This is a genomic window from Segatella oulorum F0390 (genome assembly GCF_000224615.1).
Taxonomy (GTDB): Bacteria; Bacteroidota; Bacteroidia; order Bacteroidales; family Bacteroidaceae; genus Prevotella; species Prevotella oulorum.
The window spans coordinates 1409686-1429590 of record NZ_JH114215.1; the positions used below are offsets into that span (position 1 = coordinate 1409686).

Below are 19905 nucleotides of genomic sequence, written 5' to 3' on the forward strand. Positions count from 1 at the left end.
TCTATTTTATTATTCAGCCAGTCCCCTAAATCTGTCTATAAGTTCCTTTATTCTTTCTAACAAACTCTCAAAAGACAAATGATTGCCATATATGAAGTCGTGTGTCATTTGTTCGTAATCTTTTTTCCAGTCGTCTAATACGGATGAAGGTGGATAAAAGTCGATAGTGTCTCTTTTCAGTTTGTCATAATCTACGTATTTGAGGGCATAGAAAGTACGGCGATGCTCTACAATTTCGTCATAAAGTTGTTTGTCTTTCAACGCTTGAAAACCGTAACTGGTATCCATTAGTTTTTCTAAATCGTATAAATGGCGACTCATTCTCATTGCGCGCGGATGCTCCTTTTGAAACTCCTCACATAACAGAAAAGCCTTTTCAAGGAATGTCCTTGTTGGAAGGACTGTCCTAAGCATAACTTGGGAGTCGGCATCGTCATCCGGAAAAAGCTGAGATATATACGATTGTAAATTGACATTAGTCGTAGGCTCTTCCATTGACAAGCAACTTATTTCAATTTTAACCCAAGATGAAACATAGTTGTTGCTGTTGGGAACGACACTTTTATAATCAACCATGATTACTGTAGGATCCTTATCGGAATCTATAGGCTTAAGTCCATCCTTAGTTTCTACATGCGTCACATTCCTCACGTCAAAATCAACAACACCCATTTGATTCAAGGCTTGCTCTAATTCAGGCTTCAAGAACTCCTGAATATAAGAACGTGATTTCTTTCTAAGTCGTTCACGTTGACTTTTAGACGTTGACAATATGGAGAAATCTCCTTCACGCCTAATTGATAAATCGATATCTTCGCTAAAACGTTCTATCAAGCCGAAGCCTTTAGAAAGCGAAGTGCCACCTTTAAAATTGAGCAAATGGGAAATAGAGGTCATAGATAGAGCTTTAAGCACTATTGTCACCCACCAATCCTTTTCTATTGCGACTGGCGAGAGATGCAGCTCTCTGCTGACAGCATCCAGCATAACCAAACGTTCTTGAGAACTATATTGTTGCCAATGTTTCATGTCACTATTTTATTATTTCCTTAAAAACGTTTTGCATCCATGCGGGTGCCAAGGATATATCTTTTTTAATATATGGAACCTCTGCAGGATTATCCTGGATAAGTTTATACAGGGCAGACAAATCTTCCTCTGTAACCTTTCCCTTTCCTATATTGTGCAAAGCCTGAACCAACATTGACATTAATCTACTCTTATAAGCAAAGTTTCGTGGTACACTTCGAACAAATTTAATCTCATGCCCATCCACTTTTACAGTTCTTGAAGATCCTGTCGTCAAATAATTCACTTTCATTGGAACTTGGGTAGATAGTCCCAAAATGTTGAGAGCCGTAGCCCCCGTAGGCATAATCTCTACTTGATCTCGTTTTGCAATGGCTTCGGCTATCTCATATATAGACGGTCTTAGAGGGCCAAATTTGGTAATAACAGACTTGCAATATATGCCAGGTGCCAGACGCTCAATAAGTCCTTTTTGTTCTGCGATACTCAACACCTGCTGAACATAATTAGCACTGCTTATGTCAGTAAAATCGCTGACAAAACACACACAAGGTGCTTTCATCTTGTCCAAGCGATCAAGTATTTGTTTTGTACTCCCAGAATTAATTAACATTCTTTTATAGTAATTTTTATCAATAATTCATAGGCAAAGGTAGTGATTATATTACCGTATTCCAAATAATTCTTTAAATTTCTATCCTACAGAGCAATTATTAAATGGAATCTATTAATTCTCTTCGCTCAGCCTCCGTCATATTTTTCAAAAGTTTCAATAATGCCTGCTTGTCATTATCTTTCTTATCTTCATACAGCAGGTACCGGTTATATTCCAGCATTTTTTCCATCGGATAGGCACCTATATAGCTGGAAGTTATATCTCCATTACCACTATGTCCCATACTATCGCTAATATATTTGTAAGGGACTTTACCAGAGTTGTTCAAATTTGTAGCGAAACTATGTCTGGCCCATGTTGAAGTAGGTTTTTGCTCTATCCCTAACAATGTTGCAACCTTATTCATATGGATACTAATATATTTGTTGTATCGTTGGATTACCCATAATTCTCTCTCTGGCAGAAGTAACCTTGGCATAATCGGAAAAACTCGTCTTCCTAATTTGGGCTCATTGCCATGCTTTTCTATTATTTTTCGCAACTCTGGTGTAACTGGAAATATAACCTCACTGGCACTTTCGTTTCTATCGTGTGTCTTTTGACGATAGAAACGAAGTTGCTTGCCATGAGATGAAAAATACCACTCGTCATATTCCAATCGCAAGGTATCAGCTAGATTCTGCCCGTCTCCGAGATACATAAAGAGAAATAGACCAAGGTCACGAAAAATAGCTTCTTTCTCATGCGAATAAAAAACTTCTTTTCCATTCTCCCCCTTAACTTCTCCTTTCTCCCAGAAGTTGTAAAGTTGGTGCATCGTAGTAACGTCCAGAAACTCATGTTTGCGGCTGTTAGATTTGTTATAGCCTGTGTCTTTGAACATTTCTCGTGTATCACCTTTTATTAGTCCTTCATCTATGCAGACTTTTACAATGGCTCGGAATGTACGCAGGCTGATTCCAATAGTTGTCGTGCTTAGTCCACGCTTCTTCATGACCGTTGCCCATTTCTGAATAAATGACCTATCTATGTCTCCAAAGGTAACATTCGTACCCATTTCCTTGACAAAACGTCTCTTCACGTCTGTGTTAGTTCGTGCAGTACCTAATTTATCAATTTTCCTATCTTCAATATATTTATCCCATACAGTATAGATTGTTCTTTCTTCGGGTGTGATACCGCTAAATCGCTCTTGCAATCTTTTGAGAGTAAACGCACCTTCTTCTATCAATAAATTAACAAGTCGTTCTACCTTGTTCAAATGAGACTTTAGTTCTACCCGCTCGTTTGCATTTTTGTTTTTTCCTAACCGCTCTATTTCACACAAGGCTTTCCATTCTGACAAAACAAAAGTCTTACCAATTCGTAAATATATCTTCTTGCCATTATATTGAACGCGGATGGCAACAGGCAGAATTTCCGATTCATCACCAGATGCTCTGCGAGGATCTATCATAAGTGTTCCCGTTACGCTGCCATTGGAAGAAACAAACTTTGCAAGTGTTGTTTCTCCTCGATCCCTATACTGTCTGTTGGACGAAATGTCCGATTCAGTGAACTTTCTACTCATATTACAAATCACAAAACCCTTTATTTGTGGTGGATTAAGAATGAAATCGGTGAACTTTTGGTGAACTTTGCTACCTAAATTCTGTGCAAATTTAAGTAATTTCATAGAATCTACAAAATATTTAAGTGTTTAATATTCAGTTGTTTATAAATATTAAGCAACTTGAAGAAATGTGTTAGATATGATTCATAATCCGGAGGTCGTGGGTTCGGGTCCCACCCCCGCTACAATCAACGTCAAGGAGTTACGGTTTCACCTCAACTCCTTTTTCTTTTATCGGGGAAAGCAATGAAAAATGAAGAGGATTTGTAAAGTCCTTCATCCACCATTTTGGGGCGTATTCATCTGCATACCATACAAATCCAAACCAAGATTAAATAGCATCGCAAAGGCTTACGCCGTTCGGAAATTCTTGTTTTCTCGTTCTTTCCCTACAACAACTTCTCTATGATATCCCAATAGCGCAATACGAGATTGTAGTTATAAACTTTAGGGTGGAACGAATCGCGCACCTGTTTCCAAAGGATTGATGCAACTTTCAGTTTATTAGTGAAGACTGCATTCCGTGAATCTGCACAAAAATCCTTCAAAAACTGATTCCATTGACAAGAACTATGATCATAATGAGCATAAGAAGAACATCCATTATAGATATCCAACATATCTTGAAGCGTAAATGAATGGTCATGCTCACGTTTTACTTTCCGCCATGCAGCTGCCATATCTGCTGTGAACTTGAAATGGGCTTTGCCGGTATAATCAGAGAATAGCTTTCGGAAAGAAGCATTAAATGCAAAACCACAATCCAGTAAAGGAGTTGCTAAAGAGATTTGATGGAGAGGAACTTTTATGGCATTCGGTTCACTTTCTTTTCCTGTTCGATGTGCTATCAAATTTCCATTGAAGTATTCTTTTATATAGGAATTCAGTTCTTGTTTCGTTCCCACATATTCTATCCCCAACTGCTTGCATATATCCGACAAATCTTTCCGATACCAATAATATCGACTAAACACCTCAAAAGAGCGGATAGACTTCAATTCTATATGATTTTTCTTTACCATATTTCTAAACTTTAATGGACACAACCCAGTGCATCTTCACAGTTCACGCAAATTCAAGAATCAAGAAAACGAGATTTAAAAAGCGCATACAAGGTGGATTCTTTAAGTTCGTCGGCGGTAATATGGAAATAATATTTTCCATAGAGATGGGCAAAACGGTCATAAATCGTCGAACGGTCATGATGAATGCAGACATAGACGCGCTCATTGAAATCGAGCACATTGGAATGTAGAAAAAGCCATTGTGCTACTGTTTTTAATAGTTTCCCATACTTTCGACAGAGTGAATCAGTGTCTGTTTCCGGCTGAAAAAATTGAAAGTTGAAACCATTGTAATGTGTGGATAATATCACAGAAGGCATGTTGCGCTCATCTTGTTCTGCGGTTTCAATCACCCAACTTTCTTCCAATTCATAAGATTTAAAATGTTTCGTAAGTGAGTCTATCTGCGGAAAGAGCCGCCTGATGGTTTCAGGATTATTCTTTCGTACCGCTATACATACTTGTTCAAGGACATCTGTTAAACTACCGGCAGCGACATCGGCATTCCTTATGGAGTATTGTGCGCCATCTTGCATATCGAAGAGGAAGCAGGTTTTTAAAAAGCCTAACCGCTTACGAACAAGATATGTGGACGAAAATACGGCGAAACGCAATAAAGATGAAACCTTTATTTGACAAAGACTGTCATCATCAATGGTGTACACCTGCTTGAAATCTTTGAGAGCCAGCGTCTTTTTCCTTTGTCCCAAATGGCTTCCCTTGATAACTTGTAAGGCATATAATTCTTTTTGCCCATCCACCACAATATATTGTTGCGAAGCGTCGGGATTAAAAAGTGCTTTCAAGCGTGAGGCATACAGCTCATAATCCTGTTTATCACATGGAGAAAGGCGCACTTGTGCCAATGCCGGAGTCGCCATAAGAAGGAGGAGACATAGCCAATATTTCATTCGTTTTTACGATTTATTTTTACGATACTACCATGCTGACGTGCTTGTTTAACACGTGTTCGGGAAACAGAGTACCGGTTTATGCCAACCAAATTCAGATATACTTGCACCCGCTTTGCAGCACAAAGATAAAGAAAAGGTGCATAACAGCCAAAAAAAACAAAAGGATTATGCTCCCTACTGCATTAGAATTAGCCAAGAAAGATGCAATGCGGTTAGGCCCGTTCGCCTATTGATTTGCAGCAATATGCTTCAAGACTTTTGGAAGCATACAGCCTTACAGGCTCGTCATTGCAACAACAGAAGAAAGGAAATGCAGCTTCGTTGACCTACAGCTATGGGGAAAGATAAGAATATTCTCTTGGCAGGAATGCGCTCAACTACCACTAAATTCACTTCATCAAGCTATAATATTCCTTAAAATATGGCATTCGAAAGAATATAAAGCCAACTATTATTTGTAATTTTGCGTTATCAAAACCAAGAGTTTTATAGAAGTTTTCAGAAATAAGATTGTTGATAACGATATTCAACCGAATAAAAAAGTAACTGTTTTTCAAAGGCAATAATATAGTATAAGATAGGTATGAAGATTAAAAATTATTTGTATGTAGCCACACTTGCAGTAGCGCTTACCGCTTGTGGTGGCGGTGGTGGAATGCCCAACTTTGGCAATAACGAATTCCCTGTAGAGACGATTGGTTCGAATAGTGCTTCGCTTCAATCGACCTATCCCGCAACGATTCGCGGTATCCAAGACGTAGAGGTGCGGCCAAAGGTATCGGGCTTCATCACCAACGTCTATGTTCATGAAGGGCAAGCGGTATCGGCCGGTCAGTTGTTGTTTACCATTGACAGCGAAACCTATCGTGCAGCGGTACGTCAAGCGCAAGCCGGTGTGAACACGGCTACAGCACAATTGAACACAGCACGCTTGACTTACGAGAACAATAAAAAATTGTTCGACAAGAAAGTGATTGGACAATATGAGCTTTCTACGGCGCAAAACGCGTTCACAACCGCACAAGCTGCCTTAGCACAAGCACAAGCTGCGCTGGCATCGGCTAAGGAAACGTTGAGCTGGTGCCAAGTAAAAAGTCCGTCAGCAGGTGTGGTTGGCAGCCTACCTTATAAGAAAGGAGCTTTGGTAAGCGCATCTTCTGTAGATGCCTTGACAACCGTTTCAGACATCAAAACGGTTGAAGTGTTCTTCTCTATGGCTGAAAGTGACATCTTAGATATGACAAAAGCGGCAGGCAACGTAGCTGCTGCACTGAAGGATTTACCCGCTGTGAAGTTGCAGTTGGCCGACGGAACGATTTACAATCACCCCGGAAAGGTGGTGAAGATGAGTGGCGTTATCAACGCATCTACCGGCGCTTATTCGCTTATAGCACACTTCGATAACCCCGAAAAGTTGCTGAAGAGTGGTGGTTCGGGTACGATTATCATTCCACGTACCAGCCAACATGCGATTGTTATTCCACAAGAAGCTGCTACATCGGTGCAAGATAAATTGTTTGTTTACAAAGTGGGTGCAGACAATAAAGTGAAATACACTGAGATAAAAGTTAATCCACAAAACGATGGGAACACCTATATTGTAACCGATGGCTTAGCTGTTGGCGACCGCATCGTGCTGAAAGGCTTGACCAAACTGAGCGACAACATGCAGATTAAGCCCATCAGCTTGGCACAATACAATAAGAGTATCAACGACGCTGCGAAGTTAGGTGAGAAGCAAAGCTCCGCAGGTGGCTTTGTAAAAACGATGCAAGGTAAATAAAAAAGGAAAGGTTTATGACTTTTACAAACTTCATTAAGCGCCCCGTACTCTCGACGGTTATCTCGGTATTCTTCGTGCTATTGGGTGCTATCGGCTTGGTTTCGCTGCCTATTGAGCAGTATCCGAATATTGCACCACCTACTATTTCGGTGATGACTTCGTACACCGGAGCCGATGCTCAGACGGTATTAAACTCTGTTGTCACACCTTTGGAGGAAAGTATCAATGGTGTTGAGAACATGACTTATATGACATCGACGGCAACAAACTCGGGTATGGCGTTGATAACGGTCTATTTTAAGCAAGGAACGAATGCCGACATGGCGGCTGTCAACGTGCAGAACCGTGTGCAACAGGCACAGGCTTTGCTCCCAGCCGAGGTAACACGTGTGGGTGTTACGGTGTCGAAACGCCAGTCGTCCAACGTGATTATGTATTCGCTGACGACGGAAGATGGACGCTATAACGGTCAGTTTCTGACAAACTATAACAACATTAACATCGTTCCTCTGCTGAAACGTATCAAAGGTGTGGGCGATGTTCAGACTCCAGGTTTGGAAACCTATTCGATGAGAATATGGCTACAACCTGACAAGATGAAGCAATATGGCCTCATTCCTTCAGACATTTCGGGGGTATTGGCTGAGCAAAATATCGAAGCGGCACCGGGTTCTTTGGGCGAAAATGGTTCAGTTGCCTATGAATATGCACTGCGCTATAAGGGCCGTTTGAAGCAAGCTTCTGAGTTTGAGAACATCCTTATCACCAGTTCTACTACTGGACAGACCCTGCGTTTGAAGGATGTTGCCAAGATAGAGCTCGGTTCATTGATGTACAATGTGAGCTTGATTAACAACGGACATCCTGCTGTTATGGGCATGGTGAACCAGATTGCAGGCTCGAATGCTACCGACATTGCGCGCGATGTGAAGGCAGCTTTGAAAGAGGCCAGCGAGAGTTTTCCACCGGGAATGGAATATACGATTGAGCAGGATACCACGGAATTCCTCTTTGCCTCTATCGAAGAGGTGGTTACAACCTTGTTCATTACGTTGGCATTGGTATTCATTGTGGTATATATCTTCCTGCAAGATATGCGCTCAACGCTCATTCCTTTGATTGCCGTTCCTGTGGCCTTAATCGGAACATTCTTCTTCCTTTGGGTGTTTGGCTTCTCAATTAACTTGCTGGTACTGTCGGCTTTGCTTTTGGCTATTGCCATTGTGGTCGACGATGCCATTGTGGTTGTGGAGGCCGTTCACGCTAAATTAGACCAAGGTTATGACAATGCTTTGACAGCATCTATCGATGCCATGAACGAAATTTCAGGTGCAATCATCTCCATTACGCTTGTGATGGCTGCCGTATTCGTGCCCGTTTCGTTCTTAGGTGGTACTTCAGGAACCTTCTATCGCGAGTTTGGTGTGACGATGGCACTATCAATTGTCATCTCAGCTTTGAATGCATTGACACTTTCTCCCGCCTTATGTGCCATTTTATTGAAGCCGCATGACCAAGAGAAAAATGCGCATAACAATACCTTTGTGAGTCGGTTCCACAGCAATTTCAACCGCGTTTTCGACAAAACCACCAACAAATATAAAAACATTGTGACCAAGATTATTGGCAAAAAATGGTTGGTTGCAGCTGCAGTAGCGATAGGATTTGTCGTGTTAGGCATAACAATGGCCACCACAAAGACTGGCCTTGTGCCCAACGAAGACACGGGAACTTTGTTTGTGATGATATCGGCTAACCCTGGAACAAGCCAGGAACGGACACGCGAAATCGTGAAAGAAGTTGACCAAATGCTGGCTACTAACCCCGCTATTCAGCGTCGTGAAGGTATCGTTGGCTACAACTTCATCGCCGGACAAGGCTCCGATCAAGCCACCTTTATCATCAAACTCAAACCCTTTGAAGAGCGTTCGGGTGGTTTCTTTGCACGCATCAAGCATGCCATCACGCAGGGAGATCCCATGGCTTTAATCGTAAATCCCTTGGAAGCTAATTCGGTTCTGGGCATGATCTACAAGCAAACGGCAAGCATTAAGGATGCACAAATCTTGGCTTTTGGTCCACCAATGGTACCAGGTTTCTCCATGCAGAATGGTATTACCATGACGATGGAAGACAAAACGGGTGGTGATTTGAATAAATTCTTCAATATAACGCAAGACTTTTTGAAAGAATTAAATACTCGACCCGAGATACAAACGGCGATGACTACCTACAACCCTAACTATCCACAGTATATGGTTGATGTCGATGTTGCCAAGACAAAGCAGGCCGGAATATCGCCAACCGTGGTGCTTTCTACGCTGCAAGGCTACTTAGGAGGTATGTATGCATCCAACTTTAACGCCTATGGTAAGCTCTTCCGCGTGATGATTCAGGCACCGGCCAGCGACCGTTTGCGCCCCGATCAGTTGAGCAATATCTACGTTCGCACAGCAAATGGGCAGATGTCTCCTGTGTCAGAGTTCTGCAAATTGAGGCGTGTTTATGGGCCATCAAACATTGCTCGTTTCAATTTGTTCACGGCTATCAACGTGAGTGTGACGCCCAATACGAAATATTCTTCAGGACAAGCCATGCAAGCGATTGCTGAAGTAGCAAAGAATACGCTGCCCCAAGGCTATGGTTATGAATATTCTGGCCTGACACGTTCTGAGGCAGAGAGCAGCAATACCACCGCCATCGTGTTCGTTTTGTGCCTGCTTTTCGTTTATTTGATTTTGAGTGCACAGTATGAAAGCTACATTCTTCCGTTAGCTGTAGTACTGTCTATCCCCTTCGGATTGGCGGGTGCATTCCTCTTTACACAGCTCTTCGGTCACTCCAACGACATCTATATGCAGATTTCGCTCATCATGTTGATTGGTCTTTTGGCTAAGAATGCCATCTTGATTGTAGAGTTTGCCTTGGAAAGACGCCGCACAGGTATGGCCATTCGCTATAGTGCTATCCTCGGAGCAGCAGCTCGTTTGCGCCCAATCCTCATGACCTCATTGGCCATGGTCATTGGTTTGCTGCCCTTAATGTTTGCCAGTGGTGTCGGAAAGAATGGTAACCAGACCCTCGGTGCAGCAGCAGTTGGAGGTATGTTGATTGGTACACTCTGCCAAGTATTCATCGTTCCGGCACTCTTTGTCATCTTCCAATGGTTGCAAGAAAAGCTCAGTCCGCTGAAGTTTGACGATGATCATAACGCAGAAGCCGAGGCCGAACTCAAGCAATATGCACGCACATTTGGAGTAAAGATTACGGATAAAAACAAATAAGCATCGTATGAAAAAGATATATAGTCACATGATACTTCTGGCGCTTGCAACCGTCTCGTTGACGGCTTGCAAAGCCCTTTATGGGAAATATGAGCGTCCGGAACTCAAAACAAGCGGCTTAATTCGCGATATTACATCTGATCGCGACACCTTAGCCGCAACAGATACATCCAGCTTTGCCAACATACCTTGGCGCAGTGTGTTCACCGATCCGCAACTACAAAAGCTCATTGAGCAAGGTTTAAACCACAATCCTAACTTGCTTAATGCTGCGCTGAATGTGAAAATGGCTGAAGCTCAGCTCCAAGCGGCAAAACTTTCGTTTCTTCCTTCGGTAGCACTTACTCCACAAGGAACCCTCTCTTCATGGGACGGAAACAAAGCAAATAAGATTTATAGCCTGCCGATTCAAGCCAGCTGGAACGTTGATTTGTTTGGCACCTTGCTTTCATCGAAACGCTCTGCACAAGTAGCTTTGCTGCAAAGCAAAGACTATCAAGTGTCGGTGCAAACGAAACTCATCGCCAATATCGCCAACATGTACTACACACTCCTCATGCTCGACAAGCAATTAAACATTGTAACCGACATGGAGAAACTCACAAAAGATACATGGGATATCATGGTGTTGCAGAAAGATGCAGTAGCAGGTGTGCGGTCAACAGCTGTGCAACGTGCCGAATCGAGCTATTATTCGGTGCTCACACAGAAGACAGATATCAAGCGACAGATACGCGAAACGGAGAACGCTCTATCGCTACTCTTAGGCCAACAGGCGCAAACCATTGCACGAGGTTCGCTCGATCAACAGACACTCCCTGCGAAATTCTCCACCGGCATAGGCCTACAGCTGCTCAAGAATCGCGCAGATGTGCATGCCGCAGAAATGAATTTGGCACAATGTTTCTACAATGTCCAGACGGCACGCAGCCGCTTCTACCCTGCACTTAATATCAGTGCATCGGGTGCTTTCACCAACAGTGGTGGCATGGGCATCGTCAATCCGGGCAAATGGTTGCTCACAGCGGTCGGCTCTTTGACGCAACCTATTTTCCAAAATGGCAAGCTCGTTGCCGGATTAAAGGTGGCTAAGGCACAATATGAGCAAGCTTATAACAACTGGCAGAATAGCGTTTTGGCAGCAGGAAATGAGGTAAGCAACGCCCTTATTCAATATAATTCGGCCGAAGAGAAATCAAAAATCGAGGCAAAACAAATTGAAGTGCTCAAGCAAAACGTCAACGACACACGCGAATTAATGGCCAGTGCCAATAGCACCTATCTCGAAGTTATCACCGCAGAGAGCAGTTTACTCAACGTGCAGCTCACAAAGATTGCCGACGATTTCAGCAAAATGCAAGCCGTTGTCAACCTATATAGTGCCTTAGGTGGTGGTGCAAAATAGGTCATACGACAGCTTCTATCACACAATATTTCACATTAAACAATTAAAATATGGCAAGTGAAATCAGTCCCAAAGCAGAAATTGCCACTAATGTAAAGATTGGTGACAACTGCAAAATATATCCCTTCGCCTACATCGAAGACGATGTTGTCATTGGCGACAACTGCATTATCTATCCCTTTACCAGTGTTCTTACTGGCACTCGAATGGGAAACAACAACCAAGTCTTTCAAGGTTCGGTGCTCGGAGCCGTTCCACAAGACTTTAATTACAATGGCGCCAAGACCGAACTCATCATTGGCGACGACAACATCATTCGCGAAAATGTGGTCATCAACCGCGCTACTTACGAAGGCGGACAAACCGTTATTGGCAACAACAACTTCCTGATGGAGGGCAGTCACATCTCTCACGACACCAAAGTGGGCGACTATTGCGTCTTCGGATATGGCAGTAAGATTGCCGGCGACTGCGTTATTGGCGACTATGTAGTGCTCAGTAGCAGCGTGATTGAGAATGCAAAGACACGCGTAGGAAGCTATGCGATGGTGCAAGCCGGCACTACCTTCTCGAAAGATGTACCACCTTATATTATAGCAGGAGGCAATCCTGTGCAATATACGGGTACGAACAAGGTCATCATGGAGCAAGCAAATTTCGACCCCAAGGTGCAGAAACACATCGCAAATGCCTATCGTTTGCTCTTTCATGGGCAGACAAGTGTCTTCGATGCAGTGCGGCAAATTGAAGAACAGGTGCCCGATGGCCCCGAAGTTCGCGCACTCATAGCATTCGTGAAGGCAACAAAAATAGGAATTATCAGTAAACTATAATCATACCTATACGAGTGATATACTATCATTCATGGGAGGAATTTCCGGGAGGAAGTTCCTCCATTTTCGTCTTAACAGATGTAAGAACACCCCACCCTTCTCGCTAAACGCCACCAGAGGAACAGAAAACACATGCCACACACAACCTTATCCCGACGCAGTTCATCACACCTCTCCTCGTTTATCGGGGGTAAATTTACCACCATGAGAGTGCAAAAACAGGGTTTTCAAGGCCGAAATGCGACAAAAAATAACAAAATCTGCCAAAATGCTAAAAAGAAACGACTTTTTGATAAGTGTAGTCTTAAGTTTTATCTATATCTTTGCAACGAAAAGAAAAAGATTAGTTTTTTTTAGTGGTTAATTTAGTTTTAGTAAGTATCGATAAGACTTGTCGTGATGACAAGCCTTATTTTTTTATATCTTTGCAGACAAAAAGAAACGCAAAATGAAACAATTCCTGATTGCATGCCTGCTCATCTTAGGCTTCACCCCAGCCACCGCAGAGACTTATATGGCACGAAACAGCGTGCGTTACGTGCGCCATCATGCCGTATACACCAATGAGAAAGGCGAAATGAACGTGGTGGATATTAACTTAGAGTGGCCTGAATGGCTCGATTTCAATCTGCAAAGGCCCTTGAAACAAAAGCTCAATCAATTGCTATGGTATAGTTCTCTCGAAGACCTGACAAGCAACATGCAGGCCGAACTTCAAAACTATGGACACCGTCTCACACAGCAACTCGACAGCCTTCCCGACGACAGCAAGTTCTGTTATGCCACCTATCGCCTCACAAAGTTGGGCTTTTCAGAGGGTCGTTATATCTCTTTTCTCGTCGAGAAGCACATTGTTCCTGCGGCTTTATCTTCGCAAAAGGCCTGCCATCATTTAGCCGTACTCACCTACGACCTGCAACAGCAACACCTATTCAATGGCGAAGAATTATTCAAAAGTGCGGCTATTCTCAACAACGATTACAACGCCTATGTCTTTGGGAACGCCCTGACTGCCGGACTCCAGCAACCCCTTGATGGCGAGATTGCAGCACAAGTGATACTCGGGCCGGCTCCCATCAACGACGAAGTGATGCAGTTTTTCATCGGTCAGGATAGCACCCATCTCGTTGCATCCGTGCTTCCTACCATGCCATGGAAACACTTTCTCACCAAACCTTTCAAAGCATTATTGAAAGAAAAAGCGCTCCCTGTGAGCTATGACTCACCTATTCCCATGCACATTCCATGGGAAAACGACACCACCATCTGCCAAAACCCCGACATACCCGCTACCTTTTCCGCTCAAGGCCAGTCGCTATCAGACTATATTACAGCGCATCTTTCACTTCCAAAGGCCACAGAATACGAGGGACTTTCAAAGCAAGGCGTGGTGTGCTTCATCGTGGAAAACGACGGCACATTAAGCCAATGCGTGATGCAACAAACCCTATCTCCCTCGGCCGATCGTGCCCTTGTCGATGTATTGTTTGCAATGCCGCAGTGGAAACCCGCAACACAATCTGGCAGAAAGGTGCGCAGCGTGGTGCAACTTCCCATCAAACTCAAATAATTTGTTGCAATCTATAAGCGATTGATATGGTTTTTAACGAAATTGATATAAATCAATTCTATTAACGTTCAAAGACGCAATTTTACACCTTTAAACAACTTTCAATTTAAAAGTAACAGCCATAAAAAAAGGCTTCTCTATCGCAATAGGATACCGCAAGGAGCAACTCGAGCGCAATCCTCCCCTTTCCCGTCTCTATCAGTTTATCATGCTTTTTAAAATCATAAGTAAAAAGCACAAAAATAATACACTTTTAAATTGAAAGCACACAACCTATTTCAACTCATTTTCAAGGTAAAATTATTTGCAAAATAGTGTTAATAATTAGAACAACTATTATGCTTTTTCTCTATATTTGCAACAGAAAAAATACTCTAACCTAAAAGAATTACAATTATGAAGCAAGGACTATTGATTACAGTAATGGCACTTTTCTCTGTTGTTAGCTATGCACGCAAACACGTTTCAGAAAATGCTACCGTAGTGGCCGATACGATTTATTATGCAGCCGATATGTCACGTGTGCAAAATAGCGAGCAAGCCGAGTACTATCGCCTTTTGATGCAGCAGAACAAAGGCATTGGAAAGGTTGACGTTTTCCAGGATTTCTATATGAATGGTCAACTGAAAGCCGAAGGCGAATATAGTTTTATCGACTTAGGAAACGATGCAAATACCATTCTCAATGGCGAGGTTACAACCTATTATCAGAATGGAAAAGAGAAATGGCATGGCAAATATGTCAACGGAAAGCGCAATGGCTATTTCACACTTCATTTGCGTGAGGGAGGCATTGCCGTGGTGCAATTTAAAGAAGGAAAGTCAATGCACGACCATTTTATGGTAACATTACCTGATGGTGCTATGGAGAAACGCCCCATAAAGGAATTAAAAGCATTGATGTAGAAAGCTATTTTTCTCTCATGATAAGATTGTTTGGGTCTCAATTGAAACATCTTTAGTATTCAAGTGCTCGCTTCGTGAGAAGTGAGCATTTTTGCTTTTAATGCCGTTACCTTACGCCGTTTCTGAGGCTTTCAACACGACATTGCCCGCAAAAGCATCTGAATTAAAGACTGATTTGCATGGTATTACACGGCAATATAGTGCATTTTACACAGTAATCTCTACCCTTTTCTATCGCAGCCCCATAGGGTTCTTAACGCACAAAAAAAAGACTTGCAGAAAAATTCTGCAAGTCTTGATTCCAAACCGCTTATTAACCCCCGTACAGATTTTGCTTAACAGCTGGTCAGATGGTTGCTCTTCTTATCGAAAGCATAGCCGGTTAGGTTGAGAGATGACGACAGACAGGCTACCGAGCAGCAACAGAAAGATGAGCGGAGAACGATGGTTCCATCTAAAATAATCCCCAAGTGGTCTAACGACCGCTTGGGGATTAGGTTGCTTATTCTAAAATTTCGTTTAACGGCATCATCACAAATTCGCGCTCATACATGTGCGGATGGGGAATCACCAAGCCCGGTTCGTTGATACGTGCATCGTCATACAGCAAAATATCAATATCTATCAAGCGGTCGGCATAGTGACCATGCACGCTCTTTTGTGTCCGTCCCAACTGTCTTTCAATCTGTTTTGTTGTCGCTAACAGCTGCAAAGGCGACAGTGAAGTTGCCATACAGACGCAGAGATTGAGAAACATGTGGGACGATTCAAAGCCCCATGGTGCGGTTTCATGCACCGAAGAGCGACGCAAAAGCGCGCCCACTTGCTCCTGAAGCAAGTGCAAGGCGCGTTCAAGGTTGTCTTCGCGCGAACCTAAATTGGTGCCTAAGCTCAAATAAATGGTATGCACGAACGGCTCCTTTAATCGTTCAAAATGAGCAAAGCATCGCCGTAACAGCCAAACTTATAGCCATGTTCCACGGCCAAACGATAACACTCCATCACAGCATCATACCCGCCAAATGCCGCAGTTTCCATCAACAATGTGGACAAAGGATGATAGAAATTGGCCACCATCGCATTGGATAGTCCAAAATCATAAGGGGGGAAGATGAACTTATTCGTCCAACCATCATACTCTTTCAGCATGCCATCGGTGCCAACTGCTGTCTCTGTAGCCTTCACAACGCTGGTACCAACAGAGAGAATGCGCTTCCCTTCGCGCTTTGCCGCGTTCACAATCCGGCAGGCTTCAGCATGAATCAGCATTTGCTCTGAGTCCATCTTATGCTTGGTTAAGTCTTCAACTTCAATGGGATTGAATGTGCCTAAACCACAATGCAACGTGATAAAAGCATGACGAATGCCCCTGATTTCCATACGTTTCATCAGTTCACGACTGAAATGAAGACCTGTAGCAGGCGCCGTTACAGCACCTTCTGCCTGGGCAAAAACGGTTTGAAATTGCTCCAAATCCTCAGCAGTGGCATGATGATCCTCGCGATAATCAATGACATAGCGTGGTAAAGGTGCCTCGCCTAACGAATAGAGTTCGCGTTTAAACTCCTCGTGATCGCAATCATAAAGGAAACGCAATGTGCGCCCACGACTGGTGGTATTGTCGATAACTTCGGCTACCATAGAACCCGTATCATCGAAAAAGAGTTTGTTGCCAATGCGGATTTTGCGGGCAGGCTCAACCAAAACATCCCACAAACGCATTTCGGCATTGAGCTCACGCAGCAAAAATACTTCTATTTTTGCATCTGTCTTCTCCTTTGTTCCATAGAGACGCGCCGGAAAAACCTTTGTATCATTGAAGATAAAGGTGTCGCCTTCATCAAAATAATCTAAAAGATTGCGGAAGTCTAAATAGTCTCCTTCGATAGGTTTTCCATCGGCATCTTTGTGAAAGAGTTCGATTTCACCCGATTTAGTATGCAAAACCATCAAACGACATTCATCGCGTCGCGTCACATGGAAACGCTCAACGCTGCCATCTTCATGTTTAAACTCCCGTGTGAAGCTATGGGGATAGAGCGCAATAAGCTCTTGGGGTAAATTGAATTTGAATTGCGATAACTTCATATATCTCGTTTCTTTAAATTTCTTTTTCGTCTAACCAAGCCTGAATGTTTTCGTAATCGAGGCAGGTATCAACCGTAAATGCGCCCACACGGGTGCGCCTCAACTCGGTTAAATAGGCACCACTTTGCAAAGCTCTGCCCAAATCGCGCGCCAAAGCACGAATATAAGTGCCCTTTCCACACACGACACGAAGCTGCAATCGCATGCGCTCCGCATCGAAATGCAGCACTTCTATCTGCTCAATATGCACTTGCTTGGGCTTCAACTGCACGGATTCGCCTGAACGACGCAGGTCATAAGCGCGCTCACCTTTCACCTTTACGGCGCTATAACTGGGTGGGGTTTGGAGAATATCGCCCACAAACTGGGCTAACTTTTCATCAATCAGGGCACGTGTAATATGAGCCGTTGCAAACGTTTCGCTTACTTCATGCTCCATATCATAGCTTGCTGTGGTCGCTCCTAACTGCAAGGTTGCCACATATTCTTTCGTCTGTCCTTGAAATTCTTCTATGCGTTTGGTGGCCTTTCCGGTGCAAAGAATGAGCACACCTGTAGCCAATGGATCCAAAGTTCCGGCGTGACCAATCTTCACTTTATAGCCCAATGCGCGGGAAAGCACATAGCGTACATGGGCTAAAGCCCCAAAACTCGATACACGATAGGGCTTATCTATTGCAAAAATTTCGCCTGCTTTGAAATCCATCAGTCAACCATTGTCAAAGAATGTCCTGTTGCTAAAAGCACAAGAATCACCAAACCGACGATAATTCGATACCAACCAAAGGCTTTAAAACCATATTTTGTCAAGAAAGCAACAAACCATTTCATGGCAAAGATGGCAACGACAAATGCCACGATGCAGCCCAAAAGCAACAGTTCTATATTGGTGGTTGTAGCCCAATTAGTGCCTTCTTTAAACATTTCTAATAGGTCTAATAGTGTCGCACCTGCCATCGTTGGAACCGCTAAGAAGAATGAAAACTCAGCCGCTCGCTTACGCGTTAGTCCCTGTTGCATGCCACCTACGATGGTAGACATGCTGCGACTCATGCCCGGAATGACCGACAAACACTGGAAACAACCAATCTTAAAGGCGCGTTTCCAATTCACTTCGTTCGTTTTATCCGTTGCGTTGAACAGTCGATCGCAGAACAACATGAATACACCTCCTAATACTAAGGTGATGGCAACAACGGTAACACTGTCTAAAAGCCAATCTAAAAGACCACTTTTTTTAGCCAACAAGCCCACCACAACAGCAGGAAAGACGCCAACAATCAGTAGCCCATAGAACCTTAACTTAGCTTGAAACTCTTCCTTTGTGCGCATTTGAAAGAAATGTTTCCAATACAAACACACCACAGACAGGATGGCTCCAAACTGAATAATAAAGGTGAAAGCATGCACAAAGGGGTCACCTTTAGGCACACCTAAGAGATTTTGCGTAATAATCATGTGCCCTGTTGACGAGACAGGAAGGAATTCTGTCAGCCCTTCTACAATGGCAATGATAATGGTTTGAATGAAATCCATAAGCCTTATTCGTCCTGTTTCGTCTTAGGTTTATGCATAATAGCATAAATAATGGAAATGAATCCGACAAAACACACTACAGGAGCTACCTTAATGCGCAGGGGACTAAAGATATTTTCATCGAAAGTTGTCTCGGTAGAACCACCGCCACTCATCAAAATAAAGCCTAATATCACTACACACATGCCCACAGCCAACAATATGAAATTGACTTTATCAAAGGCAAAATTCTTCTTATCCATTTTATTTAATCTTGCATTTGCCGTTACAATGCAGCGTCAAAAGCCCGGCATTGAAACAGCGTTTTCGTATTTACTATATCTTATAAAGCTCGCTGGCCTTCATCTTTAAGAACTTTGTCACCGATAGATTGGCACAAATCCCTGTAATGACTATGCCAAAAAAGAACACCGAGACAACCGTGATGCCTATCACATCGGGGGTAACAACCAACAATACGTCGGGCTCAGAACAATACAATGCATACAAACATGCACCCAAAACGCCCACGGCTATCAATGCCGCTACCACACCAACCGCTATTGCCCGACACACAAAGGGACGACGAATAAAACCCCATGATGCGCCGACCAACTTCATAATATGAATGGAAAAACGACGCGAATAAATATCTAACCGCGTAGAACTGTTGATGAGTGAGAAAGAAACGAATGTCAGTAAGGCGGCCAACACCAAAAGTATGACGCTACACTTTTGTAGCGTTTGGTTGACACTCTCCACCAAACCACGCTCATAACTCACCTTCCCCACCTTAGGATAGCGCTGCAAATCCTTCGTTATCCATGCTAAAGAATCGTTGTTAGCGTAATCACCTTTCAAGCGAATCTCTATGGAACTCAAGAACGGATTCATGCCAATAAACTCTGAAGGATCAGTGCCCATGGCACGCTTTTGCTCGGCTAAAGCCTGCTCTTTGCTAATAAAATTTACACTTGTGATATAAGGATGCTGGCGCAACTTCGCACAAACTTGCTGCGCTTCAGAATGGGTTACGTCATCTTGGAATGTCATTGTAACCAACAAATGCTCTTTTACATAAGTCGACATATTATGTGCTGCGAGCACTGAAAACACGACCATTCCTAACAAAATCAGCACCATTGCCGTACTGATACAGAGGGTCACGCCTTGCAATCCATAATGATTTCCCGACCTTTTATAACGTTGTCTCATCTAAGAAAAGTATATACCACACCTAATATCTTGCAAAGGTAATGCAAAAAACAGCGGAGAGCAATTGTTTA

Annotated in this window: 17 protein-coding genes; 6 read left to right on the forward strand and 11 right to left on the reverse strand. The window is 43.1% G+C overall.

Annotated elements, in window-relative coordinates; all coding sequences use genetic code 11:
* Nucleotides 1-9 precede the first annotated feature (9 nt).
* The 5 genes from HMPREF9431_RS06065 to HMPREF9431_RS06085 form a co-directional block, all read right to left on the reverse strand.
* On the reverse strand, nucleotides 10-1029 hold the full coding sequence (locus HMPREF9431_RS06065) for a nucleotidyl transferase AbiEii/AbiGii toxin family protein (RefSeq protein WP_004380303.1): 1020 nt from the start codon (nucleotides 1027-1029) through the stop codon (nucleotides 10-12).
* Nucleotides 1030-1033: 4 nt separating this feature from the next.
* Nucleotides 1034-1642, reverse strand: coding sequence for a DUF6088 family protein (locus HMPREF9431_RS06070; protein ID WP_004380304.1), 609 nt, complete (start codon nucleotides 1640-1642; stop codon nucleotides 1034-1036).
* Between the two features lie 100 nt (nucleotides 1643-1742).
* A complete protein-coding gene (locus HMPREF9431_RS06075; RefSeq protein ID WP_004380305.1) occupies nucleotides 1743-3320 on the reverse strand; it encodes a tyrosine-type recombinase/integrase in 1578 nt (525 codons plus the stop codon).
* Nucleotides 3321-3646: 326 nt separating this feature from the next.
* Nucleotides 3647-4279, reverse strand: a complete 633-nt coding sequence (locus tag HMPREF9431_RS06080; protein WP_004380307.1) for an SAP domain-containing protein — start codon at nucleotides 4277-4279, stop codon at nucleotides 3647-3649.
* 53 nt (nucleotides 4280-4332) lie between these two features.
* The gene (locus HMPREF9431_RS06085; protein ID WP_004380308.1) at nucleotides 4333-5232 is read right to left on the reverse strand and encodes a hypothetical protein; all 900 of its coding nucleotides are present in this window, start codon (nucleotides 5230-5232) and stop codon (nucleotides 4333-4335) included.
* Nucleotides 5233-5818: 586 nt separating this feature from the next.
* Between HMPREF9431_RS06085 and HMPREF9431_RS06095 the strand changes: the two genes are divergently transcribed.
* The 6 genes from HMPREF9431_RS06095 to HMPREF9431_RS06120 all read left to right on the forward strand — a co-directional run bounded on the left by HMPREF9431_RS06095 (nucleotide 5819) and on the right by HMPREF9431_RS06120 (nucleotide 15016).
* Nucleotides 5819-7018, forward strand: coding sequence for an efflux RND transporter periplasmic adaptor subunit (locus HMPREF9431_RS06095; protein ID WP_004380309.1), 1200 nt, complete (start codon nucleotides 5819-5821; stop codon nucleotides 7016-7018).
* A 14-nt stretch (nucleotides 7019-7032) separates the two neighbouring features.
* Nucleotides 7033-10302 carry an efflux RND transporter permease subunit gene (locus tag HMPREF9431_RS06100; protein ID WP_004380310.1) on the forward strand — a complete coding sequence of 1090 codons (3270 nt, stop codon included), beginning with the start codon at nucleotides 7033-7035 and terminating at the stop codon, nucleotides 10300-10302.
* Nucleotides 10303-10309: 7 nt separating this feature from the next.
* On the forward strand, nucleotides 10310-11707 hold the full coding sequence (locus HMPREF9431_RS06105) for an efflux transporter outer membrane subunit (RefSeq protein ID WP_004380311.1): 1398 nt from the start codon (nucleotides 10310-10312) through the stop codon (nucleotides 11705-11707).
* A 50-nt stretch (nucleotides 11708-11757) separates the two neighbouring features.
* Entirely contained in the window at nucleotides 11758-12540 is a 783-nt protein-coding gene (gene lpxA, locus HMPREF9431_RS06110) for an acyl-ACP--UDP-N-acetylglucosamine O-acyltransferase (RefSeq protein ID WP_004380312.1), read from the forward strand.
* A gap of 448 nt (nucleotides 12541-12988) precedes the next feature.
* Nucleotides 12989-14110, forward strand: a complete 1122-nt coding sequence (locus HMPREF9431_RS06115) for a hypothetical protein (protein ID WP_004380313.1) — start codon at nucleotides 12989-12991, stop codon at nucleotides 14108-14110.
* Nucleotides 14111-14506: 396 nt separating this feature from the next.
* Entirely contained in the window at nucleotides 14507-15016 is a 510-nt protein-coding gene (locus HMPREF9431_RS06120) for a toxin-antitoxin system YwqK family antitoxin (protein WP_004380314.1), read from the forward strand.
* A 502-nt stretch (nucleotides 15017-15518) separates the two neighbouring features.
* On the opposite strand, the gene folK is transcribed toward HMPREF9431_RS06120, so the two are convergent.
* The 6 genes from folK to HMPREF9431_RS06150 form a co-directional block, all read right to left on the reverse strand.
* Nucleotides 15519-15926, reverse strand: coding sequence for a 2-amino-4-hydroxy-6-hydroxymethyldihydropteridine diphosphokinase (gene folK / locus HMPREF9431_RS06125; RefSeq protein ID WP_004380315.1), 408 nt, complete (start codon nucleotides 15924-15926; stop codon nucleotides 15519-15521).
* 11 nt (nucleotides 15927-15937) lie between these two features.
* Entirely contained in the window at nucleotides 15938-17104 is a 1167-nt protein-coding gene (gene queA / locus HMPREF9431_RS06130) for a tRNA preQ1(34) S-adenosylmethionine ribosyltransferase-isomerase QueA (RefSeq protein WP_004380316.1), read from the reverse strand.
* Between the two features lie 13 nt (nucleotides 17105-17117).
* Nucleotides 17118-17810: a tRNA pseudouridine(55) synthase TruB gene (gene truB, locus HMPREF9431_RS06135; protein ID WP_004380317.1), complete on the reverse strand. Its 693-nt coding sequence runs from the start codon at nucleotides 17808-17810 to the stop codon at nucleotides 17118-17120.
* Entirely contained in the window at nucleotides 17810-18640 is an 831-nt protein-coding gene (locus HMPREF9431_RS06140; protein WP_004380318.1) for an undecaprenyl-diphosphate phosphatase, read from the reverse strand. The genes truB and HMPREF9431_RS06140 overlap by 1 nt, the downstream gene beginning before the upstream one ends.
* A gap of 5 nt (nucleotides 18641-18645) precedes the next feature.
* Complete coding sequence (locus tag HMPREF9431_RS06145; RefSeq protein ID WP_004380319.1) at nucleotides 18646-18882, reverse strand: DUF3098 domain-containing protein; 237 nt, start codon at nucleotides 18880-18882, stop codon at nucleotides 18646-18648.
* A 73-nt stretch (nucleotides 18883-18955) separates the two neighbouring features.
* Nucleotides 18956-19834 carry a cell division protein FtsX gene (locus HMPREF9431_RS06150; RefSeq protein WP_004380320.1) on the reverse strand — a complete coding sequence of 293 codons (879 nt, stop codon included), beginning with the start codon at nucleotides 19832-19834 and terminating at the stop codon, nucleotides 18956-18958.
* Nucleotides 19835-19905 lie beyond the last annotated feature (71 nt).